Below are 26378 nucleotides of genomic sequence, written 5' to 3' on the forward strand. Positions count from 1 at the left end.
CGGCGCGACGATAGCAGCCTCAGTTGAGCCCGGCGTACGAGTGCAGGCCCGAGACGACCATGTTGATGATGAACAGGTTGAACAGCATCGCGATGAAACCGGCGACGTTGATCCAGGCCGCGCGGGTGTTGCGCCATCCGGAGGTCGCGCGGGCGTGCAGATAGGCGGCGTAGACGACCCACGTGATGAACGAGACCGTCTCCTTCGGGTCCCAGCCCCAGAAGCGTCCCCAGGCGGCCTCGGCCCAGATCGCACCGAGGATGATGCCGGCACCGAACAGCGGGAAACCGATGATCGTGGTGCGGTAGGCGAGACGGTCGAGGGTCTGGGCGTCGGGCAGACGCTCGGCGAGCGCCGCGAACACGCCGCTGTGCTCCTCACCCTTGGGGAAACGGATGCGCAGCAGGAACAGCAGGCTCGCGACACCCGAGACGAGGAAGATGCCGCTGCCGACGCTGATGATCGTCACGTGGATCGGCAGCCAGAACGAGCGCAGCGCGGGAACCACGGGAGCGGCGTCGGCGTAGAGCACGGTCGCCGCGAGGAACATGAGGATCAGGACGGGGACCAGCAGGTACACCCACATGATCCGGTAGGCCGGCTTGCGCAGGACGACCAGGCCGAAGAGCACGGCGGCGGTGCACGCCATCGCGACGAACTCGTACATGTTGCCGAGCGGGAAACGCTCGGTGGCCAGGCCGCGCAGCACGATCGAGGCGACCAGCAGTCCGGCGACCACGACGACCAGCGCGCGGCCCATGTTGCCGACACGCTGCGACAGGGTGCGTTTCGGTGTCTCCTCGACACGCCCCGGGCCGGCGGTGCGTTCGACGGTGTCGGAGGCCGGTCGTCGGCCTGCCGCGACGAGTTCGCGTTCCCGCTCGGCCACGACGTCGGCACGGTGGGTCGCGTATTCGGCGACGAGCAGCACCAGCGCCAGTACGAGCACCGCGAACGCCGATTCGAAGGCCCAGTCGCTGTACCGCGCCAGGGTGTCGTTCTGTGTCATCAGTTCTTCTTCTCCTGTGCCGCCGGGGCGGAGGGTGCATCGTCACCGAGAAGACGTTCGACCAGTCGGTCGAACTCGTCTCCCCATCCGGCCTGATCGGTCCGTGCGAGACCACCGAGTTCTACTACGGTTCGTCGTTCACCGTCGTTCACTGTACCGCTCGGGTACGCGCGCGCCCACACTCTGCGTCGTTTGACCAGCAACGACACGAGCAGACCGGCCATCATGGAGATCGCCGCGACGAGTACCCACTGCTGCGCCGGGTCGTGCGAGACCTGCAGGTTGACGAAGTCGGTGGCCTTGTCGAACCGCACCTCGGTGCCGTCGGCGAGCGTCACGCTCTCCCCCGGACGCAGGTTCACGCGGTCCTGCTTCACGAGGCGGCCCTGGTTGATCAGTTCCTTGTTGAGCGAGAACAACGACTGCGGGCTGCCGGTGTCGAGACCGGAGTCGCCCTTGTAGACGTCGATGGCGACGGCGGGGTCCATCATCGCCGGGAAGATCGACGTGAGCAGCGTGCCGTGGAAGGACGCCGTCGGCGCGAACAGACCCTCGAGCGCGATCTGGTTCTTCCGGCGCTCGTCGGCGTCGGGATACATGCCGCCGGGCGGGTCGAAGCGCATGGCGCCACTGCTGAGGAAGGTCGTCGCGTCGTCGGGCGCCCACTGCATCGTCTCGGTGCGGGTCTCGCCGTTCGGCCAGGTGACGGTGAAGGTCGGGGCGTAACCGTGACCTTGCAGGTAGACGCGGTCGCTGCCGACCCGCAGCGGATGGTTGACCTTCAACTGCGCATCGCGCCAGGTGTTCGTGACGAGGTCGCCGCCGTACTGGTACTCGATGTCGGAGGTGAACATCTCGGCCTGGCCGTTGTCGAGATAGTCGGCGGCGAAGGTGTTCACCCGCACACACATGGGATTCAGGCCGGTGCCGTCGAGCGTGCTGCCGGCGCGGAACGAGTCGAAGGAGGCAGGTGAGGTGGTGCAGAACTCCTCGCCGTTCGCGACGAGGATGCGCTGCCCCTCGTAGCCGAAGAGCTTGCCGGCGGCGACGGCGACGAGCAGGCCCACGAGGGAGATGTGGAAGACCAGGTTGCCGGCCTCGCGCAGATATCCCTTCTCTGCGGACAGGGTCACCTCGCCGTCATGTCCGCGGGCACCGCCCTCGCGGCGCACGACCTTCCAGCCGCGCAGCTCCCCCTGGATCCGGTCGAGCGCGTCGGCGGGGCTGTCGGCCACGGTCGTCTGCGTGTGGTGCGGCAGGCGCTGCAGGTTGCGCGGCGCGGCGACAGGCGGGGTGCGCAGGGCGTGGAAGTGCTCGACGCAGCGCGGCAGGATGCAGCCGACCAGCGAGACGAACAGCAGCACGTAGACGGCGGTGAACCAGAAGCTGCCGAAGACGTCGAACAGCTCGAACCGGTCCATGATCGGTCCGAGCGTCGGGCGGGCCGCGATGTACTCGTCGACCTTCTGGGTGTTGAGGCTGCGCTGCGGCAGGAGTGCGCCCGGGATCGCGGCGAGCGCGAGCAGGAACAGCAGGACCAGTGCGGTCCGCATCGAGGTCAGGCCGCGCCAGGTGTTCCGCACGAAGGCCGTGGCACGTCCGAGCGCGCCCTGTCGCGGCGGCGGCGACGGTTGCGGTGCGGGGGTCGGGGTGTGGGTCGCGGTCATACGGGCAGAGTCACTTCCGAGATGAACGAGTCACGGATCCAGGACACGAACAGGTCCCACGCACCGGTGACGAGAGCGATGCCGACGGCCATGAGCATCAGGCCACCGACGATTTGCACGGTCCGCGCGTGGGTGCGCAGCCAGCCCACCCCGCGCAGCGCCCGCGCCGAACCGAGCGCGAGCACGACGAACGGCAACCCGAGGCCGAGGCAGTAGGCGACGATCAACGTCACCCCGCGTGCCGCGGTGGTGCCCTCGGTGCCCGCCGCGAGCGAGATGACGCCGGCGAGGGTCGGGCCGAGGCACGGGGTCCACCCGAGCGCGAACACCGCGCCGAGCAACGGGGCTCCCGCGAGGTTCGAGATGCGCCGGGGCGCCGGGCGCGTGTCGCGTTGCAGGGCCGGGATGAGGCCGATGAAGACCAGGCCCATCACGATGGTGACGACCCCGCCGACACGCATGAGCAGTTCGCGGTTGACGGCGAGCGCGGAGATCGCCCCGAACACCGAGGCCGTCGCGAGGACGAACACCACGGTGAATCCCAGGACGAACAGCCCGGCGGCACCGGCCACCCGGAGGCGGCCGTCGCTGCGGATCGTCGTGGTGCGGGCACCGGCCTGCTCGGCGGTGACGGCGGGAGCCTCGGCTCCCACCACCCCGGCGAGATAGGACAGATAGCCGGGAACGAGCGGCACGACGCACGGCGACGCGAACGAGACGAGACCGGCGAGCAGGCACACGCCCATCGCCAGCAGCAGCGGACCCGACAGGGCCGCGTTCTGGAAGGTCTCCCCGACACCCGACGCAAGGATCACTGTTACTGCTCCGAATCCGGTTCCGCCGCGACCCGCTCGACGACCGGTTGCAGGTCCTCCGCGAGCAGTTCGGTCAGGTAGACCGCGGCCACGCGGTGCTCACGATCGAGAACGACCGTCGTCGGCACGACCGAGGTCGGGTAGTTCCGTCCGAGTGCGAGCAGCGAACGCATCGGCGGGTCGTAGATCGACGGGTAGCCGATCTGCTGGTCGGTGACGAAGTCCTGGGCCTTGTCGCGCTGGTTGTCGCGGACGTTGATGCCCAGGAACTGCACGCCGAGATCCTTGGTGGCCTCGTGGACCTCCTCGAGATCGTCGGCCTCGCTGCGGCAGGGCGCACACCACTGGCCCCACACGTTGAGCACGACGACCTGGCCCTCGTAGTCGTCGAGGGAGATGGTCTCGCCCTCGTTCATGAGGTCCTCGCCGGTGAGCTCACCGAGGGTGCCGCGTTCGGCCGGGGGGTCGTAGAAGATGCGGGTCTGCCCGCCGGGCGAGACGAAGTCGAACGTTCCCCCGGTGGCGACGGCGTCGTCCCCGGTGGCGCAGGAGGTGAGAAGGACGGAACCGCAGATCGCGGCGACCGTCGCCCGGAACACCTTTCTCATGCGCCGTGGACGTTCGGGTCGGAGGCGCCTGCCGGTTCGGAGTAGACCAGATCGACGAGGGTGTCGCCCTCGTAGACCAGGGAGGTCAGCGAGGCGAGGCTGCACTGGCGGCGACGCGGGTCGTGCCACAGGCGCTCGCCCTCGAGGAAGCGGCGCAGCGTCCACACCGGGAGCTGGTGGCTCACGCACACCGCTTCGCGTCCCGCTGCGGTCACGCGCGCCGCGTTGACGGCGGCGAGCATGCGGTGGGCGATCTGCAGGTAGGGCTCGCCCCAGGAGGGGGTGAACGGATCGCGCAGCTTCCACCAGTGGCGCGGACGGCTCAGCGCACCGTCGCCGACCGCGACCTTCAGTCCCTCGAAGTCGTTGGCCGCTTCGATGAGGTTGTCGTCGGTGCGGATCTGCAGTCCGTGCTTCTCCGCGATCGGGGTGGCGGTCTGCTGGGCCCGTTCGAGCGGGGACGCGACCACGTGCGCGATGTCGTGGTCGGCGAGCGACGCCGCGACCGCCCGTGCCTGGGCCTCACCGGTCACCGACAGCCGGAATCCGGGCAGGCGTCCGTAGAGGATTCCGGAGGGGTTGTGGACCTCTCCGTGGCGGAGCACGTGCACGATCGTGCGGGTCTCGGACGGGGCGGCGTCGGTCACGTCGATGTTCCTCGAGGGGTGTGGGAGGGGCGGGGCGGGCTGGGCAAGCAGGAAGAAAGGACTACGGCGCGGTCGCAGCGGCGGCCGCGCGAGCGGCGTGCGGCAACGCGTCGGCGATCCGCGAGAACGCGTCGTCGTCGAGCGCGGACGAGACGAACCACGTCTCGAAGGCACTCGGGGGTCCGTAGACGCCGCGCTCGAGCAGCGCGTGGAAGAAGGCCGGGAAGCGCCAGGTCTGCGCGGCCTTGGCCTGCTCGTAGTTCGTCACCGGCTCGTCGGTGAAGAACACGCTCAGCAGCGTGCCGGCGTTCTGGACGTGGTGCGGCACCCCTTCTACGGCGAGTGCCTCGCCGAGCAGACGACCGAGGGTCTCGGCGTTGCGGTCCAGGGCGGCGTAGACGTCGGCGTCGGCGGCACGCAGGCTCGCGAGGCCCGCGGCGACGGCGACGGGATTACCGGACAGGGTGCCGGCCTGGTAGACCGGTCCGTTCGGGGCGAGATGGGCCATGACATCGGCGCGACCACCGAAGGCCGCGGCGGGCAGACCACCGCTCATGACCTTGCCGAAGGTCATGAGGTCGCCGGAGACCCCGTCGATGCCGTGCCAGCCGGTCGGGCTCGCGCGGAAGCCGGTCATCACCTCGTCCATGATCAGCAGCGCGCCGTGCTCACGCGTGAGCTCGCGCAGACCCTCGTTGAAGCCGGGCACCGGCGGGACGGTGCCCATGTTGCCGGCGGCGGCCTCGGTGATGACCGCGGCGATCTCACCGGGGTTCGCCTCGAAGGCGGCACGCACGGCGGCGAGGTCGTTGTAGGGGACGACGACGGTGTCGCCCGCCTGGGCGCCCGTGACGCCGGGAGAGGTGGGCAGACCGAAGGTGGCGAGGCCGGAACCGGCGTCGGCGAGCAGTGCGTCGACGTGACCGTGATAACAGCCCGCGAACTTCACGATCTTCGACCGGCCGGTGAATCCGCGCGCAAGACGGACGGCGCTCATCGTCGCCTCGGTGCCGGAGTTGACGAGCCGGACCTGCTCGACGGGCGCGATGCGGGCGACGATCTCTTCGGCGAGTTCGACCTCCCCCTCGGTGGGGGCACCGAACGACAGACCCGCCAGCGCGGTCGATCGGACGGCCTCGACGACCGCGGGATGCGCGTGCCCGAGAATCATCGGACCCCAGGAACACACCAGGTCGACGTATGTTTTTCCGTCGACGTCGGTGAGCAGCGGACCCGATCCCGATGCGAAGAAGGGAGGATTGCCGCCGACCGATCCGAACGCGCGGACCGGAGAGTTGACGCCCCCCGGTGTCACCTTCGATGCCCGGTGGAAGAGTGCGGCGGATCGAGTGTCGTGGGTGGACGAAGCATCGGGGGTCGCAGTCACGACTTCCAGTGTCCGTAGTTTCGCGGGATTTGCCAAAAACAGCGGTCCTCAAACCTCATGTGTTTTTTCTCCCTTACCAGGAAAAAGGGACACCGTGAGTGACTTGTCGCACCTATCGTCTGAGGCATGCCGACGACAGCCGAACACCTGCGCATCGCACTCGACGGTGCGTGGCACGAAGCACGCGAACGCGCACGCAAGGATCTCGCGCACGAGAAGTTCGCGCCGCACTACACCCCCGAGACCGACAAGGCCCGCGCCATCACGCTCGAGCAGATGCGCATCCTCGCCGAGCACGGCTACGCCGCGGCGGGCTTCTCCGTCGAGTCCGGCGGCACGGGCGACGCGGGCGGCGCGGTCGCATCCATCGAGATGCTCGCGATGTCCGACCTGTCGCTGATGGTCAAGGCCGGCGTGCAGTGGGGCCTGTTCGGCGGGGCCATCGAGAACCTCGGCACCGAGCGGCACCACGAGAAGTACGTCAAGCAGCTCATCGATCTCGACGTGCTCGGCTGCTTCGCGATGACCGAGACGGGCCACGGCAGCGACGTGCAGTCGCTCGAGACCACAGCGACCTACGATCCGGACACCCAGGAGTTCGTGATCCACTCCCCCACCCCGTCGTCCCGCAAGGACTACATCGGTGGCGCGGCGCAGCACGCCCGGTTCGCGGCGGTCTTCGCGCAGCTCGTCACGGAGGGTGAGACCCACGGCGTGCACTGTTTCGTCGTCCCGATCCGCGACGAGGACGGCAACGACCTGCCGGGCGTGAGGACCTCCGACTGCGGTTACAAGGGCGGCCTGCCGGGTGTCGACAACGGCCGCATCATCTTCGATCAGGTGCGCGTCCCCCGGGAGAACCTGCTCAACAAGTACGCGGACGTCGAACCGGACGGCACCTACGTCTCGGACATCGACAACCCGAGCCGACGGTTCTTCACGATGCTCGGCACGCTGGTCCGCGGTCGCATCACCGTCGGCGGGTCGGCGGGTGCGGCGGCGCGGGTCGCGCTGAGCATCGCCACCCGCTACGCCGAGAAGCGTCGCCAGTTCGACGCCCCCGGACGCGACGGCGAGGTGCCGATCATGGACTATCTCGTCCACCAGCGTCGCCTGCTCCCGCTGATCGCCCGCTCGTACGCGCTCGGCTTCGCCCAGAACGAGCTGCTCACGACGATGCACCGCCTGCAGTCGACGTCGCTGCAGGAACTCGACGCGCAGGAACAGCGCGAACTCGAGGGTCGCGCGGCGGGCCTCAAGGTCGCCAACACCTGGCACGCGTCGCAGGCGATCCAGGAGTGCCGCGAGGCGTGCGGCGGGGCCGGCTACATGGCCGAGAACCGGCTGACGGCGCTGCGCGCGGACGTCGACGTGTTCACGACCTTCGAGGGCGACAACCACGTCCTGACCCAGCTGGTCGCGAAGGAACTGCTCACCGCCTACGCCGACGAGGTGCAGGGCATGAGCCCGGTGGAGTGGATGCGGTTCGCTGCGACCACCATCTCCGACATCGTCAAGAAGCGCACCGCGGCGCAGCAGATCATCCAGACGATCGTCGACACCCGCCAGGACAACGAGGAGGACGGCAGTCTCTTCAACCGCGGTACCCAGGTGACGATGTTCGAGGACCGGGAGCAGTACCTGCTGTCCACCGCGGCACGGCGTCTGCAGGCCGCGATGAAGCGCGAGGACAACCCGTTCGACGCGTTCAACTTCGTGCAGGACCACGTTCTGCACGCCGCCCGCGCGCACATCGACCGGGTCGTGCTCGAGGCGTTCGTCGCCGCGATCGAGGACTGCAAGGACGAAACCGCCCGCGAGCTGCTGTCGGAGCTGTGCGATCTGTACGCGCTGACGATCATCGACGAGGACAAGGCGTGGTTCATGGAGCACCGCCTGCTCTCGGTCGAACGCGCCAAGGCGGTCACGCGCGGCATCAACGAGCGGTGCCGCAGCCTGCGTCCGCATGCGCTGACGCTCGTGGACGGACTGGGTGTGCCCGACTACCTGCTCGGCTCGGCCATGCTCGATCGTGAGGGAGCGGTCGTCCCGCCTCAGGACGTCGCGGTCTGACCGGGGTCGCCGACGAGTTCGCCGAGCCGTGCTCGCAGCTCGTCGGCGTCCTTCGCCCACGCCCGCACGAACGTCCCTCCGGTGAGCCGCAGCCCGACGGGCTTGCGGCCGCGCGGCACGTCGGCCAGTTCGCCGAGGCTCCGGGCGGTCTCCCAGCGTTCCGGATCCCGCCGGTCCTCCGGTGGCGGCGACAGCACCGCCTCGATCTCGGCGACGGGTAGTTCCTCGGTGCCCTGCCGCAAGGTGGTGGACGTGAGCTCGACGCTGACGTGCCGGCGGGCCGCCACGACCATCACGTAGGAGAAACCGGCGAGCACGATCGCGATGATCGGCAGCGCGGCCCAGTGCACGACGGGACCGGTGAACAGTTCGACGACGAGGGCCACGGCGCAGAACAGCGGGCCGATGGCGACCGTGCGCCAGCGCGCTCCGGGTTCGTGGAACAGCGGCCCGGTCGCGTCGGTGCCCATCGGATCGGGGGTCGTCGGCTCGGGGACCGTCGGGTCGGTCAAGCGGCGAATGCGCCGGGGATCACCAGCAGCACGGTGGTCACCAGGCCGAGGAGGGCGATGAGAGCGATCAACACCAGTTCGCGACGGCGCCCATAGGGCCGCGGTTCCACCTGCATGACGTCCTTTTCGCTCGACGGGAAGGGCCTTCGGGCCCATATGGTGAGCCCACCGTACTCTTCCGTCGCACGCAACGAAACCGAGTGGTACGTCTATTCTTCCGGCAGTCTCAGGAAGAAGCGGTTGGCATCGCGCCGGTGCATCAGCACGATCGCTCCGACGGTCGCGACGGCTTGCAGAATGCCCACCACACCGAGTATCCAGCCCGCGCCGCCCTCCCCGACGCCCACACCGAAGACGGTGGGCAGGGTCGACAGCGACATGAACACCCCGAGCAGGGTGAGCAGCATCCGGGCCCAGTTCTTGGCCTTCAACAGCTGCCTGACCACCAGATACAGCAGTCCGACGATCACCAGGCCGATGCCGGCCGTCAGGGCGACCAGCACCGGCACCGCCGACTCGAGTTGCTCCGTCGTGACCCCCTCGACGGCCTGATCGGTGGCCATCGTCGTCATGAGATCGAGCAGTTCGTCGCGTCGACCGAGCAGATCGGCGAGACTTGCCGCCAAACTCACGACGGCGAGAGCGAGTACCCCGCACCACAATTGGTAGGCCGTCGTGACGTCTCCGGGAACGGGACGATTCGCCGCGGGACCGGGCCCGACAGGAGGTGCGGGGAAGCTCATGACAGGCGACCCGCGACCTCGGCGGCCCAGTAGGTGAGGACGACGTCCGCGCCGGCCCGCCGGATGCCGACCAGCGATTCGAGGATCGCCGCGTCGCGATCGATCCAGCCCTTCTGCGCGGCCGCGGTGATCATCGAGTACTCCCCCGAGATCTGGTAGGCGGCCACCGGGACGGGCGATCGGTCGGCGACCTCGCGCAGCACGTCGAGGTACGACATCGCCGGCTTGACCATCACCATGTCGGCGCCCTCGGCGAGGTCGAGGTCCACCTCGTGCAGCGACTCGCGACGGTTCGCCGGATCCTGCTGATAGGTGCGGCGATCGCCCTCGAGGGACGAGCCGACGGCGTCGCGGAAGGGACCGTAGAACGCCGAGGCGTACTTCGCGGAGTAGGCGAGCTGACCGACCTCGGTGTGCCCGGCCTCGTCGAGCGCCGACCGGATGAAGCCGATCTGACCGTCCATCATGCCGCTCGGGCCGAGCAGATGCGCTCCGGCCTCGGCCTGCGCGACGGCCATCTCGGCATAGCGCTCCAGGGTGGCGTCGTTGTCGACGACACCGGTGTCGGTGAGCACACCGCAGTGGCCGTGATCGGTGAACTCGTCGAGGCAGGTGTCGGCCATGATCACCGTGGAGTCGCCGAGTTCGCTGCGCAGCGACCGCAACGCGCGGTTGAGCACACCGTCGGGATCGCTCGCCGCGGTACCGCGGGCGTCCTTGTCCTCGGGGCGGGGCACACCGAAGAGCATCAGGCCGCCGACACCGGCGGTCACGGCCTCGGCCGCGGCCTTGCGCAGCGAATCGGCGGTGTGCTGGTACACCCCCGGCATCGACGCGATCTCGCGCGGCTCGTCGAGGCCGTCGGCCACGAACATCGGGAGCACGAGGTGGCGGGGTTCGAGGGAGGTCTCTGCCACGAGCCGTCGGATGGCAGGTGTGCTACGCAGCCGGCGGGGACGGATGTCGGGAAACATGGGGAGAACACCTTCCATACGGGTCGTGCGCGGCCCCGGTAGTGGCGACTACCGGAACCGCGCACGGATCATCGGATCACGAGAGATCAGCGGCGGGCTCGGGACTTCTTCCGCGGCGGGGGCAGTGCGCCCTCGGCGCGGAGCCGGGCCGCATGCTCGGCGAGCGCGTCGACCAGGGGCCCGATCTGCGCCGTCTCGGGCTGCACGTCCACCCGCAGACCGAACTCGATCGCCGTCTCGGCCGTCTTCGGGCCGATGCACGCGACGATCGTGCGGGCGTGCGGCTTGCCGGCGATACCCACGAGATTGCGGACGGTCGACGACGACGTGAAGCACACCGCGTCGAAACCACCGGTCTTGATCATCTCGCGGGTCGCGGCCGGCGGCGGAGCGGCACGCACGGTGCGGTAGGCGGTGACGTCGTCGATCTCCCAGCCGCGCTCGCGCAGGCCCTCAGCGAGGGTCTCGGTGGCGATGTCGGCGCGCGGCAGCAGAACCCGGTTGACCGGGTCGAAGACGTCGTCGTACGGAGCGAACTCGGCGAGCAGGCCGAGGCTGGACTGTTCGCCGCTGGGCACGAGTTCGGGGATGATGCCGAACGAGCGCACCTTCGCGGCGGTGGCCTCACCGACGCACGCGATCTTCACGCCGGAGAAGGCCCGCGCGTCGAGACCGAACGCCTCGAACTTCTCCCACACCGCACGCACCGCGTTGGTGGAGGTGAAGACCACCCACTGGTAGCGGCCGTCGACCAGGCCCTTGACCGCGCGTTCCATCTGCGCGGGGCTGCGCGGCGGCTCGACCGCGATGGTCGGCACCTCCATCGGGATCGCGCCGTGCGTGACGAGCCGCTCGCTCATCTCGCCGGCCTGATCCTTGGTGCGGGGCACGAGCACGGTCCAGCCGTACAGTGCGCGTGACTCCCACCACGACATCTTGTTGCGGTGCGAGACGACCTTGCCGACGGTGACGACCAGCGGACCGACGAGCTCGGAACCCGCATCGTTCAGGGTCGCGAGGGTGGCCTCGACGGTGCGCTGCTGACGGGTGGTGCCACGCACGGTGATCGCGGCGGGGGTCTGCGGCGCGAGACCGTGCTCGACGAGCGCGCTGGCGGTCTCGGCGAGGTGACCGGAGGTCGCGTGGAGCACGAGGGGGCCGGGGGCTGCGGCGAGCGCTGCCCAGTCGACCTCTCCGCGCACGTCGACCTCGGTGTGGCACGAGCCGAGCGCCATACCGGCGTAGCTCGGCACCGACGACCCGGCGGGCAGGCCCGGCAGGACCTCGAAGACCACCTGGGTGCGGGCGACGGCGTTGACCTCGGCGATCACCGAGTCGGTGGTGAGGGGGTCGCCGGCGACGAGGCGCACCACGTCGCGTCCGGCCTTCGCCTCGGCGACGAGCGTCTTGGCGACCTCGGCGGGCTCGCCGAGTGCGGGACGGACCTCGGCGACGGGCTCACCGGTCTCCGGATCGGTGCCGTGATCGACACCGACGAGGGCCACGACACCCTTGTCGACATCGGGGTCGGTGAAGGCGATCGTGGCGCCCGCCAGCACGTCACGCGCGCGCACGGTGAGCAGCGCAGGATCGCCCGGACCCGATCCCACGAACAGGATGCGCCCGGGGTTGTGCTTACGGACTCGGCTCATCGGTCATTCTCCAGTGCGGTCAAATCAGCGGTAAGGGCAAATCGGGTGACGGTGACAGCTGGGTCAATCATCGGCAGGTCTCGTCTCGGGAACGACCCCGTGCTCGACCATGAGCTCGCGCGCACCGAGCTCGAGAAGTTCGCGGGCGACACGACGACCGAGTTCCTCGGCCTTCTCCGGCGCCCCCACCGCGCTGGCTCGCAGCACATCCGATCCGTCCATGGCGGCGGCACATCCGCGTACCGACAGCTCCTCGATCACCCGGCCGTCGTCGTCGAGCGATTCGACGACGTCGGCGATCGCCCCCACCGGTGCGGTGCATCCGGCTTCGAGTTCGGCGAGCAGCGAGCGCTCCGCGACGACGGCGGCACGGCTCGGTGCGTGGTCGAGTCCGGCGAGCAGCTCGATCATCTCGGGATCGTCCGATCGGCACTCGACGGCGAGCGCACCCTGCGACGGCGCGGGCAGCATCTGCACCGGTTCGAGGGACTCGGTGACGCGGTCCAGGCGTCCGATGCGCGACAGTCCGGCACGCGCGATGACGATCGCGTCGAGTTCGCCGGAATCGACCTTGCCGATGCGGGTGTCGATGTTGCCGCGCAGCGGTTCGATCTGCAGTCCCAGGCCGAGCGCGGCGAGTTGTGCCCGCCGGCGCGGCGCCGAGGTACCGACCTTCGAGCCGGGCGGCAGCTCGCCGAGGACGAGTCCGTCGCGGGCGACGAGCGCGTCGCGCGGGTCCTCCCGCTCGGGGACGGCCGCGACGACGAGACGCGGATCCTGGAAGGTCGGCAGGTCCTTGTAGGAGTGCACGGCGACGTCGACCTCACCGGCGAGCAGCGCCTCGCGCAGCTCGGCGGTGAACACCCCGACGCCGATGCGCTGCACCGGGCCGGGCGTCACGTCGCCCTTGGTGGTGATGATGACGAGCTCTGCCGGGCGACCGGCGGCGATGAGTGCGTCGCGCACGGTCCCGGCCTGGGTCGTGGCGAGCACGCTGCCGCGGGTACCGATCCGCAACGGACGATCCTGCCGAGCAACATCGTCGCGGGAAACCGATGCGGCTTCGGTGCTCATGCGGTGCCGTCCTTTCGTGAGGCCTGGAGTTCGGTGGTGACAGCGGGGTCCAGTGCGGCGGACAGATCCCCCGAGAGGGTCGGATCGGTCAGCGAGCTCAGATCCTTGGTGGGTGTCGCGACCGCGTCGACCGACCCCGGGCTCAGCTCGAACAGCTCGCGCAGGGCCTCGGCGTACTGGTCGCCTCCCGGCGTCGACGCGAGCTGCTTGACCCGCACCGTCGGTGCGTGGAGGAGCTTGTCGACGACCCGGCGCACGGTGCGGGCGACCTCGCCGCGCTGGCCGTCGTCGAGATCGGGCAGTCGCGATTCGAGGCGCATCAGTTCGCCCTCGACCACCTCGGCGGCGCGCTGACGCAGTGCCGTCACGGTGGGGGTGACCTCGGCGAGTCGCTGCGCGGTGAGGTACTGCGACAGCTCGGCGGCGACGATCTTGCGGGCAGCCTCCGCGTCGGTCGCGGCGGCGCCGGCCGACGGGTCGCGCTGCAGCGACTCCATGTCGAAGACCTGCACACCGGGAAGACCGGCCACGGCGGTGTCGACGTCGCGCGGCAGACCGAGATCGCAGATAGCGAGGGGGCGTTCGCCGCGGCCGGGCTGCGCGAGTGCGCGGTGCGCGTCGGCGAGCGTGACGACGGCGCCCACGGCTCCGGTGCAGGTGACGGCGACGTCGGCGCGGCTCAGTGCGGTCGCGAGATCGTCGAATCCGACGACCTCGGCGTCGACACCGGCGGCCCGTGCGGTCTCGGCGAGTCGCTCGGCACGGTCGCGGGTGCGGTTGGCGACGACGATCGAGCCGACCTCGGCCCGGACGAGATGTGCGACGGCGAGGCCGCCCATGGCGCCGGCACCGATCACTGCGGCGGTGCGGCCCTTCAGGTCGCCTCCGAGGAAGTTCGAGGCCTTGTCGAGCGCGACCGACACGACGGATGCGCCGGCGGCGTCGATGCCGGTCTCCGAGTGCACCCGCTTGCCGACGCGCAGCGCCTGCTGAGCGAGTTCGTGCAGGGTGCGGCCGGCGGCCTGCTGGGCGTCGGCGGCGGCGTAGGCGGTACGGATCTGGCCGAGGATCTGCTGCTCCCCCACGACCATCGAGTCGAGCCCGCTGGCGACGGAGAAGAGGTGTTCGGCAGCGGCCTCGCTGTACCGGACGTAGGCGTGCTTGTGCAGTTCGGTGACGGGCAGACCCGAGTGCTCGGCGAGCAGTTCGCTGACCGCGGCGAGCGCGCCGTGGAAGGCGTCGACCACCGCGTAGATCTCCACCCGGTTGCAGGTGGAGACGATCATCGCTTCGGAGATCTTGTCCGACGCCAGCATCTTGTCGGTGAGCTTGGGGCGGTCGGTGTCCGTGACCGCCACCTTCTCGAGCACCGGGACCGGTGCGCTCCTATGCGATATCCCGACGAGGAGAACACTCACGGTGCGATCACCGATCCGTTTCTGGTCGCGGCCGAGCCCATCGGACCCGCCTTTCCTGTTGTGGTACGCCGTGCAGAGCTCCGGGTGGACACCCGCGGGATGCCGGCGGGGCGTACGTCGCCGGCTGCAGGACGAACGTCGGCGGTCGCCGCACGGGGGGTCTCCCCGTTGCGCGTGCTGTTGAACGAGAGAACCTGCATCTCGACGGACAGATCGACGCGTCGGATCTCGACGTGGTCGGGGACATCGAGTTCGACGGGAGCGAAGCTCAGGATGCTGCGCACGCCTGCGAGCACGAGCCGATCGCACACCTGCTGCGCTGCCTCGTCGGGGGTGGCGACGACTCCGATGGTCGCGCCGAGTTCACGGGCTCCGTTCTCGAGATCGTCGACGTGCCGCACGACGAGGTCGCCCACACGTGTGCCCACGACGTCGGGATCGGAATCGAAGAGACCGGCCATCGTGAAACCGCGGCGGTCGAAGCCCGGATACCGGGCGAGGGCGCGGCCGAGGCTGCCCACTCCGACGAGCACGACGCGATGGCCCCGGTCGAGTCCGAGAGCTGCTTCGATGCGGGACTGGAGGCGCAGGACGTCGTAGCCGACGCCGCGCACTCCGTTGGGTCCGAGGAAGGACAGATCCTTGCGCAGCTTGGCCGAACCGACGCCGGCGGCGGCCGCGAGTTCCTCACTGGAGACGATGAGGGTGCCGGCCTCGGCGAACGCACCGAGGACCCGGAGGTAGGTCGCGAGACGCGTCACAGTAGCCTGTGGGATATCGCGGACCGGAGGGGTGGGAGTGGCACCCTCGCCGGACTCGGCGGTGCCGCGAGCGTCCTCGCCCTGCGGTGGGTGCAACTGCGTCACGGTACGTGGCTCCTCGTCCGGCCGGTGGATACACGCCTGGCCTCACGGTGATCCGGGAATTCGTTCACACCACGGTAACCGCTTGTGAAGCCATGCACAAAGTTGCTCGAAGCACCCCGAATGTGCTTCCCACCTGCTGTACGACGAGGACCTGCCCACTCAGCCGGCGAGATCTGCGCGCAGTCGCGGCTCGTCTACCTCCCAGTAGCTGTGCTCGCGTCCGTCGAGCAGAACGACGGGCAGACGGTCCCCGAATTCGGCCCTCAGATCGGGATCGGTTGCGGCAGCGACATCCACGTCGATGCAGGTGACCTCGACGCCGAGCTCCTCCGCGAGCGCCTCGAGCTGCTCGCGCGCAGGACCGCACGCACCGCACCCGGCACGCACGAGAAGGGTCAGGTGATGACGGCTCGCGGAGCCGCTCGTTGCCGATGACGATTGCTCACTCATGCCTCCACTGTGCGGCACGACCTGTCGAGATGAACGTCACACCCGGTCACGGGGGCGACGGCCTCCCGGTGACGGGCCGTATCGCGGGCTAGGCTTGGCGCGGGTCGCCCGTGTATGCGGTCGCCGTATGTGCGGCGCCCGGAAGTGCAGGGGTCACACGGGGCCCGCCCGTTTCGACAGCCCCGCCCGTTACGACACCGGAGGTGCGAGTGCCAGGACGTTCGTTTCCCTACGGATGGGGCATGGGTGAGACGTGGGCGCGCATCATCCGTCCCGGACGTCGGCTCTTCTCTCGCAAGTTCGGGCCCAGCGAGGAAGAGGTCCGCGCCAATCTCGCAGGTGAGGCGAGCGCCGATGCCGCCCTCGCGTTGCAGGAATCCCGCGTCGAACCCGAGCCCTCCCCCGATACCGCTCCCGTCCCGCGCGATCTGACCGCGGCGGCGTTCTTCGACGTCGACAACACGATGGTGCAGGGCGCGTCGATCATCCACTTCGCCCGCGGCCTCGTCGCCCGGAACTACTTCGACAAGTCCGACCTGTTCGAGTTCGCCTGGCAGCAGGTCAAGTTCCGCCTGACCGGCAAGGAGAACATGAACGACGTCGCGTCCGGTCGCGACAAGGCGCTGTCGTTCGTGCAGGGCCGCTCCACCGAGGAACTGCGCCGGCTCGGCGAGGAGATCTACGACGACATCATCGCCGACAAGATCTGGCCGGGCACCCGCGCGCTCGCGCAGATGCACCTCGACGCGGGCCAGCAGGTGTGGCTCGTGACCGCGACGCCGGTCGAACTGGCCGACGTCATCGCCGAACGCCTCGGCCTGACCGGTGCGCTCGGCACCGTCGCCGAGTCGAAGGACGGTGTCTTCACGGGCCGTCTCGTCGGCGACATCCTGCACGGTCTCGGCAAGGCACACGCCGTGCGGGCCCTCGCGATCCGTGAGGGCCTGAATCTCAAGCGCTGCACGGCCTATTCGGACAGCCACAACGACGTGCCGATGCTCTCGGTGGTCGGCACGGCCGTCGCGATCAATCCCGATCCGGATCTGCGGCAGGTCGCGCGTACACGCGGGTGGGAGATCCGCGACTTCCGGACGGCGCGCAAGGCTGCGAAGGTCGGGGTACCCACGGCGCTCGGTCTCGGTGCCGCGGGTGGTGCAGTCGCGGTCCTCGTGGGCCGCCGCCGCGATCGAGCGGCCTGACGGCACAGCCGCGATCGAGCGGCCCGACGACACAGCCGCGATCGAGCAGCCCGACGACACAGCCGCGATCGAGCAGCCCGATCTTCGGCCTGCTCAGCCGAGGAAGACGTTCCGCCGGCGCGTGAGCAGTTTGTAGAGGGTCTGCTGGATCGTCTCGCGCACGTGGTCGGTGACCTCGAACAGCACCATCGGATCCTCTGCCGCGGCCTCGTCGTACACGTCGGTGACGATGGGGGTGCCGAACTCGATGTACCACTTCGACGGCAGCGGCACGATTCCGAGCGGGCCGAGCGCCGGGAACAGCGGGGTGATCGGGAAGTAGGGCAGGCCGAGCAGGCGCGCGAGCGAGGTGAGGTCGGCGATGTTCGGGTAGATCTCCTCGGAGCCGACGATCGAGCACGGCACGATGGGCGCCTGGGTGCGCAGGGCCGCCGACACGAAACCGCCGCGGCCGAACCGCTGCAGTTTGTAGCGCTCCTTGAACGGCTTGCCGAGTCCCTTGTAACCCTCGGGGAAGACCGCGACCACCTGGTCCTGCCGGAGGAGTCGTTCGGCGTCGGGATGGCACGCGAGGGTGTGGCCGGCCTTGCGCGTCACCGTTCCGACGACGGGCATACCGAAGGCGAGGTCGGCGGCGAGCATCCGCAGGTGACGATCCGCGTGGTCGTGCACGGCGACGGAGGTCATCAGTGCGTCGACGGGGAGCGTGCCGGCGTGGTTGGCGACGACGAGTGCGCTGCCTTCGGCGGGGATGTTCTCGACGCCGCGGACCTCGACGCGGAACCACTTGTCGAACAGGGGTCGCAGCACCGGCAGGACGACGTTCTCGGTGAAGTGCGGGTCGAAGCCGAAGTCGTCGACCTCGTAGTCGCCGGTCATCCGGCGGCGCACGAACTCGGCGGTGGCGGTGACCTGTTGTGCGAGCGTGCCGCGCAGGTCGTCGAGGAATCGGTCGGTGCGGTTCACCTGCTCGGGGGTGGGCGGTGGCCCCATCGACGGATGGGGTGTGCGTGTGACCCGTTCGCCGGGACGGCGGTTGCCGGCGTGCAACGGGATGACCTTCGCGACCTCCGTCATCGCGCCTCCCTCGTCTCTCCGAGCACGGAGAGCGCCATCGACTCGGCCTTGTCCACCCATTCGGTCTTCACGATGCGGGTGAGGGCGAGGCCCCGGGCGAAATCGTCGAGCGCTTCTCTCGTGGTCCAGCGTGGTTCGAATCCGAACTCGTTGCGCATGCGCGTGGTGTCGAGTCCGCATCCGAAATGGAAATAGTCGAGTTCTTCCTTGGTGAAGGAGTTCATCACCGAACCCATGAGTGCGTGCCCGACCGTGCGGAACAGCGCGTAGGGCATCGGCACGGTGACGCCCCCGGCCCGGCGCACGGCCTGGGTCATCATGACGATCCCCTCACCGGCGATGTTGTACGTCCCGGGCCGTCCGGCGACGACCGCGTGTTCGAGTGCACCGAGCGCGTCCTCCTCGTGCAGCAGCTGCAGTCGCGCGTCGCGGCCGAGCACGTTGGGGACGAGCGGGGAGGTGAGATAGCTCGACACCGAGCCGGGCAGCCGGTTCCCGACGGTGGGTGCGAGCCGGAGGATGGTGGTCGCGATGTCGCTGCGCCGGCGGGCGATGCCGCGCAGGTACCCCTCGACCTCCATCATGTCGCGGGCGAAGGCACCCGTGGGTCGTCGGCGGGCGCTCATCTCCTCGGTGAACTTCGCGGGATCCTTGGCGCTCGAGCCGTAGACGACGGACGACGAGCGCAACACGATCCTGCGCACCGACGGCGCCTTCTGGCACACCGCGAACAGTTGCATCGCGCCGAGGACGTTCATGTCCTTCATCGCCGTGCGGCTCCCCGACTTCGGGGCCTTCGTGACGGCGGACGCGTGGACGACGGTGTCGACGTCCATATTGCGGATGATCTTGCCGATGAGAGGGTTGCGGATGTCGGCGAGCACGAACTCGGCTCGCCCCATGCGCCGGAGCATGTCCTTCGACGGCGATTGGGTGTCCACACCGATCACCCGCTCGATATCCGGATTCTGAGCGAGCCTGGTGACGAGGAAACCACCCAGGAACCGACTTGCTCCGGTGACCAGCACGACTCGTGGACGTGCCACCTCGTGCCCATGCGAAACCACTCGTGAAACCCCCTGCTGCACCACACGCGTCATCGGTCACATTCGCCCCGACGCGGTATGCCGTCCCACAATACGGCCACTTCGCTGCCGTCGCACGACTCGCGGGTGAACTTCCGGGGACCGGGATGCGCAGACGAGTACGGGATGTACGGACGAACGATGCCCGCCACCACGAGGGTGACGGGCATCGGACAGGCGCAGGGCTTACTTGCCGAGTTTACGACGCTGCACTCGGGTGCGGCGGAGCAGCTTGCGGTGCTTCTTCTTCGACATGCGCTTACGGCGCTTCTTGATCACAGATCCCATGTGGGCATCCCTCACGTTCCTTGTAGCGTTCCTGCGCACGCCGGTGACGTACGCCTGATGTATGTCGACGCTGGGCCTCGTGGCGACGAGTAACAGCGCCTCACGACACCGGCTGGCCGGTACGACGACAAGCAATCCTACCGGGGCGGCCCACCCGGCGTGAAACCGAGGTCCGCCCCGGAACGCGACTTCCCTCGCGCACCGGATCCGTTCGTCGTACCGTCGTACCCCGACGACGCGCCGACCGTCCCTGCTCTACCTCTATCCGACGTCGAAGTACGACGTCTCGAGGTAGTCGTGGACGGCCTTCGCATGCACGCGGAACGAGCGTCCCACGCGCACTGCGGGTAGTTCGCCACTGTGCACCAGCCTGTACACGGTCATCTTCGACACCCGCATGAGAGCTGCCACCTCGGCAACTGTCAGGAACTGGGTACCGGCGAGAACCGACTGTCCGTCTTGAGGTTGACCCTTCGACGGCGTGTTTCCTGAAACCATTACACACCTCCGGCACGCCCGCGCCGCCGGCTTCCCCTCCGGCGGAACAGACACGCACGTGCTGATTCGAGCTTAGCGTGACGAATGGTTCCTGTGCGACGATGCAGCTGGGGAATTTCCGGCGGGCGGCTGTTCGTCGCCACGCTACGCCCCGCAGGGACGTCTGTCAGCGTTCCGCAGATGCGCCTGTCCGCGTTCTCCGGAGGGACCTGTCGGGGCCCCGGGTAGGGCGCCTGTCAGGCGGTTCCGGAGAGTCCCTCCCGGGCCGCGGGCGACGGCTGATCCGATCCCGCACCGAGTTGCGCGGAGCGACGCTTCGCGGCGTCGAGCGCCTCGTAGAAGGCCGTACGCAGTCCTCCACGCTCGAGTTCGCGGACCGCAGCCGCCGTGGTGCCCCCCGGCGAGGTGACCGCGGCGCGCAGATCGGCGGCGTTGTCCCCCGAACGCGCGAGCATCGCGGCAGAGCCGGTCATCGTCTGCACCACCAGATCGGTGGCCACAGCCCGCGTCAGGCCGAGCGAGACACCGGCGTCGATCATCGCTTCCGCGACGAGGAAGAAGTAGGCCGGTCCGGATCCGGAGACCGCGGTGACCGCGTCGATCTGCGACTCAGGGACCACCGAGACCGTTCCCACGCTCGCGAGGATCTCGCGGACCGTGTCGAGGTGCTGCTGCTTGACGTACCGACCGGCGGACAGCACGCTCGCGCCCTCCCCGACGAGCATCGGGGTGTTCGGCATCACGCGCACGACGGGGAAGCCCGCCGGGAGCTTGGTCTCGTAACGGACCGTCGGGATGCCTGCGGCCAGCGACACCAGGATCTGCTCGTCGTCGTTCCCGGCGTCGACCGCCGCGAGGGCGGTGACGACGACGTCCACGTCGTTGGGCTTGACGGCCACGACCACCACATCGGCGCCTTCCGCGGCGTCGGAGGTGCTGTCGGTGACCCGGATCGAGTAGGTCCGCGACAGTTCTTCGCGTCGTTCCTCGAACTTCTCGGCGACCACGAGGTCCTTGGTCGCGAAGCCGTTCTTCAGCAGGCCCGAGACCAGCGCCTCGCCGATCCTGCCGCCACCGATCACTGCGATTCTCGTCATGGGGACAGCCTGCCACGACCGCCCGTGCGGCCTACACCACAGTGGGGTGTGTCAGCGGGGCATCATGGCCAGCTGACGCGACTGCACGACGACCTGGCCGGTCGAGTCGACGACGGTGTGGTCCTCCTCGAACCAGGTGTTGCCGAGGACGCTGCTCTCGGCGATGACACGCAGCCATCCCGGAGCCGGCACCCGCCGCAGGTACGCGGTGAGCTGCACCGTCGGCGCCCAGCCGAAGCGGCCGAGGTTCATCGCGACGGGAGCCGAGACGTCGCCGCACATGAGCGCGAACAGCACCGAGGTGTCGACGTCCGCCTCGTCGCCCGGCGACGGCCGCGTCCACATCGACACGAGTGGTTCGCCCTGTTGCCCGTCGAGGAAGCGTGCGGTCGAGGAGTCGATCCGGAGCCGGGAGGTTGCGGCGAACTTCACGATCTGCCCCATGGGGTGCTCGGGGGTGACGAGCACCGACTCGGCCGGCGGGTCGGCGGGCATGGTGGTCGCGCGGTGCGGCACGGTGTGGAAGGGCTCTCCGGTGTCCGGGGCGCCGAGGGTGACACTCGCCCGCACCGCTACGCGTCCGGCCTGGGACAGTTCGACGTCCACGAGACCGATCTGCTTGCCCTGCTTGCGCAGGACGGTGGTGAGCTCGACGTCGCCGGGATCGGGCGCGGCGACGAACGAGGCGCTCACGGCCAGGGGCTGGGTGAGCGGGTCGACACCGGCGTCGAGCACCGACCTGCGTGCTGCGGACGCGCAGACCGCGAGCATGCATCCGCCGTGCACCTTGGGTCCGATGGTCCACACCGGATCGATGTGCGCCTGCCAGGCAGAGGTGCCGTCGGGGTGCTCCCCCGGCACCCGGGTGACCGAGGTCAGGTCGAGGAAGGGCTGGTCGGTGAGAGTCATTGCTGCTCCTGGTCGTCGTTCGGGGCCTGATCGGCGCCGGTCGTGGGAGATTCACCGGACCCGAACACGCGGGCGGCGAGATGCTGGTGGGCCAGTCGGCGCATGGCCGTGAGGACCGGTTCGTACAGGGCCGTCCCGAGCACGGCCGCTTCCACGGTGGCCTCCCGGGAGTGCGTCGGCAGCAACTCGAGGTCGACTTCGGCGATGGCGCGGACGTGCCGGCCGTAGGCGTCGATCCGGCGGTCGTCCATCCGCAGGCCGGCGGCCTCGAGGGCTGCGAGCGCATGTTCGAGTTGCGCCACGGCCGCGAACCGCGGGTCGTAGATCTGGCCGAGGCGCTCGAGCAGGCGGCGGGCGCGGGGATAGTCGGGACCGGCCGAGTCCTCGACGTAGGGCGGCAGCGCGGCGATGGCGTGGCCGAGTTCGACGAACAGGTCGTCGCGCGGGTTGTCGACGAGATCCACGACGGTCTTGATCTTCTCGAGGGGCAGGCCCTGTGCGGCGAGAGCGCGGACCAGACCCAGGCGGCGGACGTGCCGGTCGTCGTAGGTCGCCGAGGTGACGCTCGTCGCCACGCCCGGCATGAGCAGTCCTTCGCGCAGGTAGTACTTCACCGTCGGCAGCGGTACGCCGCAGCGCTCGGCGAGTTCCGAGATCCGCACGGTTCACCTCCATCCCTTGACATCGGATACTACAACTATCCAATATTGGATAGCATCACTATCCAGTTGCGGATCACAGGCCGGGGAGGCCCTCATGCATCCGATCGTGACCATCGTTCTCGGGAGCACCGTGCTCACCGTCGCAGGCATCGCCTTCGGAGGCGCCTTCCTGCTACGCGTCGCCGCAGGCGGCGTACCCACCAACGACCTGCAGAAGGCGTTCTTCCGTGCGGGTCATGCCCACGCGGGCGTACTCGTCACGCTGGGGCTGCTCATCGCCGTTCTCACGCACGTCGTGGGCGCATCACCCGGCTGGTCCGCGGGCGGTGCCATCGCTGTGCTCGTCGCCGCGATCCTGATCCCGGCGGGCTTCTTCCTGTCGGTGCTCGGGCCCGATCCGGCCCGGCCCGGCCGGATGTTCGCGGCGGTGTGGCTCGGCGCCGCCTCCCTCACCGCGGGCGTGCTGATCTCAGGCGTCGCCGTGCTCGCCGCCGGAATCGCCGGCCTCTGAGGCGGGGACGCGCGCGATGTCCGTGTGCCGGGGACTCTCGGGGCCGGCGGTGATCGCGCGCGTCGCCGAGCGATCCAGGTGCGTGCGCGCGAAGGCCAGCGAACGCGCCAGCATCCCGGCGCGCTCCGCACGCGTCCGTGCACTCTGAGTGCTGATCTCGAGAACCACGTGACCGCCGAAATCGCTCTCGGCGAGCCGGCGGCAGACATCCGCACACGGCTGCGTGCCCGTTCCCGGGACGAGGTGCTCGTCGAGCGAGGAGCCCCGGCCGTCGGCGAGATGGAGGTGGGTGAGCCCCTCCCCCATCCGATCCGCGAGCGCGAGGGCGTCGGCCCCCGCAGTCGCGGTGTGAGACAGGTCGAGCGTGTAGTGCGCGAAGCCGGTGTCGGTGGGGTCGAGCGACGGGCTGTAGGCCGAGACCGCGCGGCCCGGCCCGCGCCGACGCAGACGTTCGGCGCCGCGATCACGACCGCCGAAGACGACATCGGCTCTCATCGGGTACATGTTCTCGACCGCGACCACCACGTGACTGTCGGCCTCGAGCGCCGCGACCTGGTCGGAGAATCCCTCCGCATAGCGACGCTGCCACCGGAAGGGCGGATGGACCACGACGGTCTCCGCACCGAGGATCTCGGCGACACGTACCGAACGGTCGAGCTTGGCGGCCGGATCGGATCCCCACACGCGCTGCGAGATCAGCAGGCACGGCACGTGCACGGCGAGCACCGGCACGCCGTACCGGCGGACCAGACGTTCCACCGAGGTGGGGTCCTGACTCACCGGTTCGGCCCACACCATCAGCTCGACCCCGTCGAAACCGAGATCGGCGGCGAAGCGGAACGCCGCTTCGGTGTTCTCCGGATAGACCGAAGCGGTGGACAGCCCTACCCGGATTCCCTGCGCGGTCGGCATCGGCTCACCCGGGCAGCAGGAACAACAGCGGCCCGAAGGCCACGAATGCTCCCACCGCGAGCGCGATGAGCTGACTCGTGATGTCGTCGGTGCGCCGCAGCACACGCACCAGTGCGACCAGGCCCACGATCACCAGCAGCGCGAGCGCGAAGGCGACCCACGGCAGGAGATCCCACAATCGTTCGAATCCCTTGAAGAGCAATCCGCCCGCGACGATCGCGGCGACACTCTCGCCGATCAGTAACGCCCACTGCTTGAGGCCGCTGCCCTGCTCCGCGTCGGCGGACTCGTCGTCGTCCACACTCTTCCGTGCCGAATCGTCGGCGGCGTCGGCCGCTGCCTTCCCGCCCTTGCCGCGCGACTTCCGCGACCGCGACGATGCCGCCTTCTCGGAGGCGTCGGACCCGGTGTCCGCGGCACCGATGGTGTCGGTCGAGTCCTCGGCGCCGGAGCCGGTGCCCTGCAGGTCGCTGGCCGGGCCGGAGAGCAGTCGCGGTTCGGCGACGTCGGCCTTGCGCACCGACACCGCCGGGGCGCTCGCCTTCTCGGACTTCTTGTCCGCCTTCTTGTCGGCGACCGCTGCTCCCTCACCGGACTGCGAGCCGGGCGCGGCCGCTCCGAGATGCGCCCGCGCGCGCCGGGGAAGCGCCTCGGGACGGATGACCTCGGTCGGCGACTCGATCTTGGGCGGCGCCGCCTTGGACGCTGCCTCCGTCGATGCGGCCGTCTTCGAGACTGCATCCGTCTTCGACACCGTGTCCGTCTTCGACACTGCGTCCGCGGCTGTGGGCACCTTCGACGCCGGGCCGGACGGTGTCTTCGCAGTGGGTGGCGTTTTCGCGGCAGGCGGCGTCTTCGTGACGGCAGGCGTGCTCGTTCCGGTCTTCACCGGCGGCGTCTTCGTCTCGACGGCGACCCGCGGGGTCACGGTGGTCTTCTCGATGTCGGACAGCGCGAAGGTCGCCGCCTTCGGCGTCTCGAGCTTCGGGGTCTCGACCTTGCGTGGCGCCGGGACGGCCTTCGGCGGGGTCTCCGCCTCGACAGCAGCCGTCGAGGTCGACGAATCCGCCTGCCCGGCAGCGCTTTCCGCATCGGCCGCGGTGTGCCGCTCGACCTTGCTGTCTGCGCGGGTGATCGGGATCTCACCCGTCAGTTCGGCGACGGAGATGCCGCCGCTCGCGCCTCGTCGGCGTCGTCCCCCGGCCCGCGTTCCCACCTTCTGGCCGTTACGCGCCAACAGCTCGGCCACGGAGATCTGCCCCGTGTCGTTGCTGCGATTCCCGCTCATCCGGTTGCCACCACCAGTTCGCCACCCATATCCGTATCGAGCTTCCGAAGAATCAGGCCTTCGCGCAACGCCCACGGGCAGATCTGCAGCGTCTCCACCCCGAGGGCACGCATGCTCGCCTCCGCGACGAGGGCGCCGGCGACGAGTTGCTCGGACCGATCCGAGCTGACGCCTTCGAGTTCCGCCCGGTCGGCCGTGGTCATCCGGGAGATGAAGGCGATGAGCTGGCGCAGTCCGCTCGCCGTCAGAGTCCGTTGTACCCGCAGGCCGGCCGAGGAGGGGGCCGCGCCGGTCAGGCGGGCCAGGGTCCGGAAGGTCTTGGAGGTACCCACACACAGGTCGGGGTCGCCCGCGCTGCGCAGCACCTTCGCCGGTTCGGCGAGTTCGGCGTCGAGCCAGTCGCGCAGCGCGGAGATCCGGCGCTTGCCGGGCGGGTCCTCGCGGAACCAGTCGCGGGTGAGCCGTCCCGCACCGAGCTGGAGGGAGTAGGCGATCTCGGGGTCCTCGTCGCCACCGAAGGTGAGCTCGAGCGAACCACCGCCGATGTCGAGGTCGAGGATGTTCCCGGCGCTCCAGCCGTACCAGCGGCGCACGGCCAGGAAGGTCAGCCGCGCCTCGTCCTCACCGGAGAGCACGTCCAGCGACACCCCGGCCTCCCGGCGCACCCGATCGAGGACGGTCTCGGAGTTGCCGGCGTCGCGCACCGCGGACGTCGCGAACGCCATGAGCTCGCCGCATCCAGAGGTGCGGGCGATACTGGCGAACTCGGCAGTGGTCTCGACGAGCCGATCGGCGCCCTTGGAGGTGATGTCGCCGTTGTCGTCCATGTTCTCGGACAGCCGCAGCGTGGCCTTCGTCGAACTCATCGGCGTGGGGTGCCCACCACGATGGGCGTCCACCACCAACAGGTGAACGGTGTTGCTTCCGACGTCGAGTACCCCTAAGCGCACATCAATA

The 26378-nt window shown here is 69.3% G+C and carries 27 protein-coding genes; 3 read left to right on the forward strand and 24 right to left on the reverse strand.

The genetic code is table 11. From position 1 onward, the window contains the following. Window positions 1-19: 19 nt before the first annotated feature. The 6 genes from ccsB to hemL form a co-directional block, all read right to left on the reverse strand. A complete protein-coding gene (gene ccsB / locus U9J23_RS17975; RefSeq protein WP_059383333.1) occupies window positions 20-1009 on the reverse strand; it encodes a c-type cytochrome biogenesis protein CcsB in 990 nt (329 codons plus the stop codon). Then, the gene (gene resB, locus U9J23_RS17980) at window positions 1009-2676 is read right to left on the reverse strand and encodes a cytochrome c biogenesis protein ResB (protein WP_326599569.1); all 1668 of its coding nucleotides are present in this window, start codon (window positions 2674-2676) and stop codon (window positions 1009-1011) included. The genes ccsB and resB overlap by 1 nt, the downstream gene beginning before the upstream one ends. Beyond that, on the reverse strand, window positions 2673-3491 hold the full coding sequence (locus U9J23_RS17985) for a cytochrome c biogenesis CcdA family protein (RefSeq protein WP_059383335.1): 819 nt from the start codon (window positions 3489-3491) through the stop codon (window positions 2673-2675). The genes resB and U9J23_RS17985 overlap by 4 nt, the downstream gene beginning before the upstream one ends. A gap of 2 nt (window positions 3492-3493) precedes the next feature. After that, window positions 3494-4099: a TlpA disulfide reductase family protein gene (locus tag U9J23_RS17990; protein ID WP_085469625.1), complete on the reverse strand. Its 606-nt coding sequence runs from the start codon at window positions 4097-4099 to the stop codon at window positions 3494-3496. After that, window positions 4096-4746 carry a histidine phosphatase family protein gene (locus tag U9J23_RS17995; RefSeq protein ID WP_059383337.1) on the reverse strand — a complete coding sequence of 217 codons (651 nt, stop codon included), beginning with the start codon at window positions 4744-4746 and terminating at the stop codon, window positions 4096-4098. Before U9J23_RS17995 ends, U9J23_RS17990 begins: the two co-directional genes overlap by 4 nt. A gap of 61 nt (window positions 4747-4807) precedes the next feature. Next, window positions 4808-6133 carry a glutamate-1-semialdehyde 2,1-aminomutase gene (gene hemL / locus U9J23_RS18000; RefSeq protein WP_326599573.1) on the reverse strand — a complete coding sequence of 442 codons (1326 nt, stop codon included), beginning with the start codon at window positions 6131-6133 and terminating at the stop codon, window positions 4808-4810. A gap of 126 nt (window positions 6134-6259) precedes the next feature. Between hemL and U9J23_RS18005 the strand changes: the two genes are divergently transcribed. Further along, a complete protein-coding gene (locus tag U9J23_RS18005; protein WP_229582634.1) occupies window positions 6260-8206 on the forward strand; it encodes an acyl-CoA dehydrogenase family protein in 1947 nt (648 codons plus the stop codon). On the opposite strand, the gene U9J23_RS18010 is transcribed toward U9J23_RS18005, so the two are convergent. The 8 genes from U9J23_RS18010 to U9J23_RS18045 all read right to left on the reverse strand — a co-directional run bounded on the left by U9J23_RS18010 (window position 8188) and on the right by U9J23_RS18045 (window position 15895). Then, window positions 8188-8676 (reverse strand): hypothetical protein, encoded by a 489-nt coding sequence (locus tag U9J23_RS18010; protein ID WP_085469628.1) that lies wholly within the window; start codon window positions 8674-8676, stop codon window positions 8188-8190. The two genes, U9J23_RS18005 and U9J23_RS18010, sit on opposite strands and share 19 nt — an antisense overlap. 251 nt (window positions 8677-8927) lie before the next feature. Beyond that, entirely contained in the window at window positions 8928-9461 is a 534-nt protein-coding gene (locus U9J23_RS18015) for a hypothetical protein (protein ID WP_232622175.1), read from the reverse strand. Then, complete coding sequence (hemB, locus tag U9J23_RS18020; protein ID WP_059383420.1) at window positions 9458-10435, reverse strand: porphobilinogen synthase; 978 nt, start codon at window positions 10433-10435, stop codon at window positions 9458-9460. Before hemB ends, U9J23_RS18015 begins: the two co-directional genes overlap by 4 nt. Before the next feature lie 86 nt (window positions 10436-10521). Further along, entirely contained in the window at window positions 10522-12087 is a 1566-nt protein-coding gene (locus U9J23_RS18025; protein ID WP_016693742.1) for a uroporphyrinogen-III synthase, read from the reverse strand. Between the two features lie 63 nt (window positions 12088-12150). Beyond that, window positions 12151-13161 carry a hydroxymethylbilane synthase gene (gene hemC / locus U9J23_RS18030; protein WP_085469629.1) on the reverse strand — a complete coding sequence of 337 codons (1011 nt, stop codon included), beginning with the start codon at window positions 13159-13161 and terminating at the stop codon, window positions 12151-12153. Beyond that, window positions 13158-14579, reverse strand: coding sequence for a glutamyl-tRNA reductase (locus tag U9J23_RS18035; protein ID WP_059383343.1), 1422 nt, complete (start codon window positions 14577-14579; stop codon window positions 13158-13160). The genes hemC and U9J23_RS18035 overlap by 4 nt, the downstream gene beginning before the upstream one ends. Further along, window positions 14576-15445 (reverse strand): redox-sensing transcriptional repressor Rex, encoded by an 870-nt coding sequence (locus tag U9J23_RS18040; protein WP_026061479.1) that lies wholly within the window; start codon window positions 15443-15445, stop codon window positions 14576-14578. Before U9J23_RS18040 ends, U9J23_RS18035 begins: the two co-directional genes overlap by 4 nt. Window positions 15446-15604: 159 nt before the next feature. Beyond that, window positions 15605-15895, reverse strand: coding sequence for a glutaredoxin family protein (locus U9J23_RS18045; RefSeq protein ID WP_059383344.1), 291 nt, complete (start codon window positions 15893-15895; stop codon window positions 15605-15607). A gap of 242 nt (window positions 15896-16137) precedes the next feature. Here U9J23_RS18045 and U9J23_RS18050 point away from each other — a divergent pair, with 242 nt between their 5' ends. Next, a complete protein-coding gene (locus U9J23_RS18050; protein WP_085469630.1) occupies window positions 16138-17094 on the forward strand; it encodes an HAD family hydrolase in 957 nt (318 codons plus the stop codon). 93 nt (window positions 17095-17187) lie between these two features. Here U9J23_RS18050 and U9J23_RS18055 read toward each other — a convergent pair whose 3' ends face one another. The 7 genes from U9J23_RS18055 to U9J23_RS18085 form a co-directional block, all read right to left on the reverse strand. Next, entirely contained in the window at window positions 17188-18171 is a 984-nt protein-coding gene (locus tag U9J23_RS18055) for a lysophospholipid acyltransferase family protein (protein ID WP_085469631.1), read from the reverse strand. Continuing rightward, window positions 18168-19199: an NAD-dependent epimerase/dehydratase family protein gene (locus U9J23_RS18060; protein ID WP_085469632.1), complete on the reverse strand. Its 1032-nt coding sequence runs from the start codon at window positions 19197-19199 to the stop codon at window positions 18168-18170. Before U9J23_RS18060 ends, U9J23_RS18055 begins: the two co-directional genes overlap by 4 nt. 243 nt (window positions 19200-19442) lie before the next feature. Continuing rightward, window positions 19443-19544 (reverse strand): 30S ribosomal protein bS22, encoded by a 102-nt coding sequence (locus U9J23_RS18065; protein WP_003402602.1) that lies wholly within the window; start codon window positions 19542-19544, stop codon window positions 19443-19445. 261 nt (window positions 19545-19805) lie between these two features. Continuing rightward, a complete protein-coding gene (locus U9J23_RS18070) occupies window positions 19806-20042 on the reverse strand; it encodes a helix-turn-helix domain-containing protein (protein ID WP_006552345.1) in 237 nt (78 codons plus the stop codon). Window positions 20043-20278: 236 nt separating this feature from the next. Beyond that, entirely contained in the window at window positions 20279-21139 is an 861-nt protein-coding gene (proC, locus tag U9J23_RS18075; RefSeq protein WP_085469633.1) for a pyrroline-5-carboxylate reductase, read from the reverse strand. A 51-nt stretch (window positions 21140-21190) separates the two neighbouring features. Next, on the reverse strand, window positions 21191-22048 hold the full coding sequence (locus tag U9J23_RS18080) for a thioesterase family protein (protein WP_085469634.1): 858 nt from the start codon (window positions 22046-22048) through the stop codon (window positions 21191-21193). Further along, window positions 22045-22710: a MerR family transcriptional regulator gene (locus U9J23_RS18085; protein ID WP_059383349.1), complete on the reverse strand. Its 666-nt coding sequence runs from the start codon at window positions 22708-22710 to the stop codon at window positions 22045-22047. The genes U9J23_RS18080 and U9J23_RS18085 overlap by 4 nt, the downstream gene beginning before the upstream one ends. A gap of 94 nt (window positions 22711-22804) precedes the next feature. On the opposite strand from U9J23_RS18085, the gene U9J23_RS18090 reads away from it, so the two are divergent. Beyond that, window positions 22805-23221, forward strand: a complete 417-nt coding sequence (locus U9J23_RS18090; protein WP_085469636.1) for a hypothetical protein — start codon at window positions 22805-22807, stop codon at window positions 23219-23221. On the opposite strand, the gene U9J23_RS18095 is transcribed toward U9J23_RS18090, so the two are convergent. The 3 genes from U9J23_RS18095 to U9J23_RS18105 are packed head-to-tail and all read right to left on the reverse strand — an operon-like array spanning window position 23180 to window position 26371. Next, window positions 23180-24133 carry a sugar phosphate isomerase/epimerase family protein gene (locus U9J23_RS18095; RefSeq protein ID WP_059383351.1) on the reverse strand — a complete coding sequence of 318 codons (954 nt, stop codon included), beginning with the start codon at window positions 24131-24133 and terminating at the stop codon, window positions 23180-23182. The genes U9J23_RS18090 and U9J23_RS18095 overlap by 42 nt on opposite strands. A gap of 4 nt (window positions 24134-24137) precedes the next feature. Then, complete coding sequence (locus tag U9J23_RS18100; RefSeq protein WP_326599595.1) at window positions 24138-25421, reverse strand: hypothetical protein; 1284 nt, start codon at window positions 25419-25421, stop codon at window positions 24138-24140. Continuing rightward, a complete protein-coding gene (locus U9J23_RS18105; RefSeq protein WP_080968326.1) occupies window positions 25418-26371 on the reverse strand; it encodes a Ppx/GppA phosphatase family protein in 954 nt (317 codons plus the stop codon). The genes U9J23_RS18100 and U9J23_RS18105 overlap by 4 nt, the downstream gene beginning before the upstream one ends. Window positions 26372-26378: the final 7 nt, after the last annotated feature.

It is taken from the genome of Rhodococcus sp. PD04 (assembly GCF_035918275.1).
Classification (GTDB): domain Bacteria; phylum Actinomycetota; class Actinomycetes; order Mycobacteriales; family Mycobacteriaceae; genus Rhodococcus; species Rhodococcus rhodochrous.

Coding starts and splice junctions, on each gene's coding strand:
- U9J23_RS18010 (WP_085469628.1), bottom strand. CDS start 8,676: ATGGGCACCGACGCGACCGGGCCGCTGTTCCACGAACCCGGAGCGCGC.
- U9J23_RS18005 (WP_229582634.1), top strand. CDS start 6,260: ATGCCGACGACAGCCGAACACCTGCGCATCGCACTCGACGGTGCGTGG.
- resB (WP_326599569.1), bottom strand. CDS start 2,676: ATGACCGCGACCCACACCCCGACCCCCGCACCGCAACCGTCGCCGCCG.
- U9J23_RS18055 (WP_085469631.1), bottom strand. CDS start 18,171: ATGACGGAGGTCGCGAAGGTCATCCCGTTGCACGCCGGCAACCGCCGT.
- proC (WP_085469633.1), bottom strand. CDS start 21,139: ATGACGAGAATCGCAGTGATCGGTGGCGGCAGGATCGGCGAGGCGCTG.
- U9J23_RS18100 (WP_326599595.1), bottom strand. CDS start 25,421: ATGAGCGGGAATCGCAGCAACGACACGGGGCAGATCTCCGTGGCCGAG.
- U9J23_RS18025 (WP_016693742.1), bottom strand. CDS start 12,087: ATGAGCCGAGTCCGTAAGCACAACCCCGGGCGCATCCTGTTCGTGGGA.
- U9J23_RS18090 (WP_085469636.1), top strand. CDS start 22,805: ATGCATCCGATCGTGACCATCGTTCTCGGGAGCACCGTGCTCACCGTC.
- U9J23_RS18095 (WP_059383351.1), bottom strand. CDS start 24,133: ATGCCGACCGCGCAGGGAATCCGGGTAGGGCTGTCCACCGCTTCGGTC.
- U9J23_RS17990 (WP_085469625.1), bottom strand. CDS start 4,099: ATGAGAAAGGTGTTCCGGGCGACGGTCGCCGCGATCTGCGGTTCCGTC.
- ccsB (WP_059383333.1), bottom strand. CDS start 1,009: ATGACACAGAACGACACCCTGGCGCGGTACAGCGACTGGGCCTTCGAA.
- U9J23_RS18065 (WP_003402602.1), bottom strand. CDS start 19,544: ATGGGATCTGTGATCAAGAAGCGCCGTAAGCGCATGTCGAAGAAGAAG.
- U9J23_RS18045 (WP_059383344.1), bottom strand. CDS start 15,895: ATGAGTGAGCAATCGTCATCGGCAACGAGCGGCTCCGCGAGCCGTCAT.
- hemB (WP_059383420.1), bottom strand. CDS start 10,435: ATGTTTCCCGACATCCGTCCCCGCCGGCTGCGTAGCACACCTGCCATC.
- U9J23_RS18070 (WP_006552345.1), bottom strand. CDS start 20,042: ATGGTTTCAGGAAACACGCCGTCGAAGGGTCAACCTCAAGACGGACAG.
- U9J23_RS18015 (WP_232622175.1), bottom strand. CDS start 9,461: ATGAGCTTCCCCGCACCTCCTGTCGGGCCCGGTCCCGCGGCGAATCGT.
- U9J23_RS18050 (WP_085469630.1), top strand. CDS start 16,138: ATGGGTGAGACGTGGGCGCGCATCATCCGTCCCGGACGTCGGCTCTTC.
- U9J23_RS18080 (WP_085469634.1), bottom strand. CDS start 22,048: ATGACTCTCACCGACCAGCCCTTCCTCGACCTGACCTCGGTCACCCGG.
- hemC (WP_085469629.1), bottom strand. CDS start 13,161: ATGAGCACCGAAGCCGCATCGGTTTCCCGCGACGATGTTGCTCGGCAG.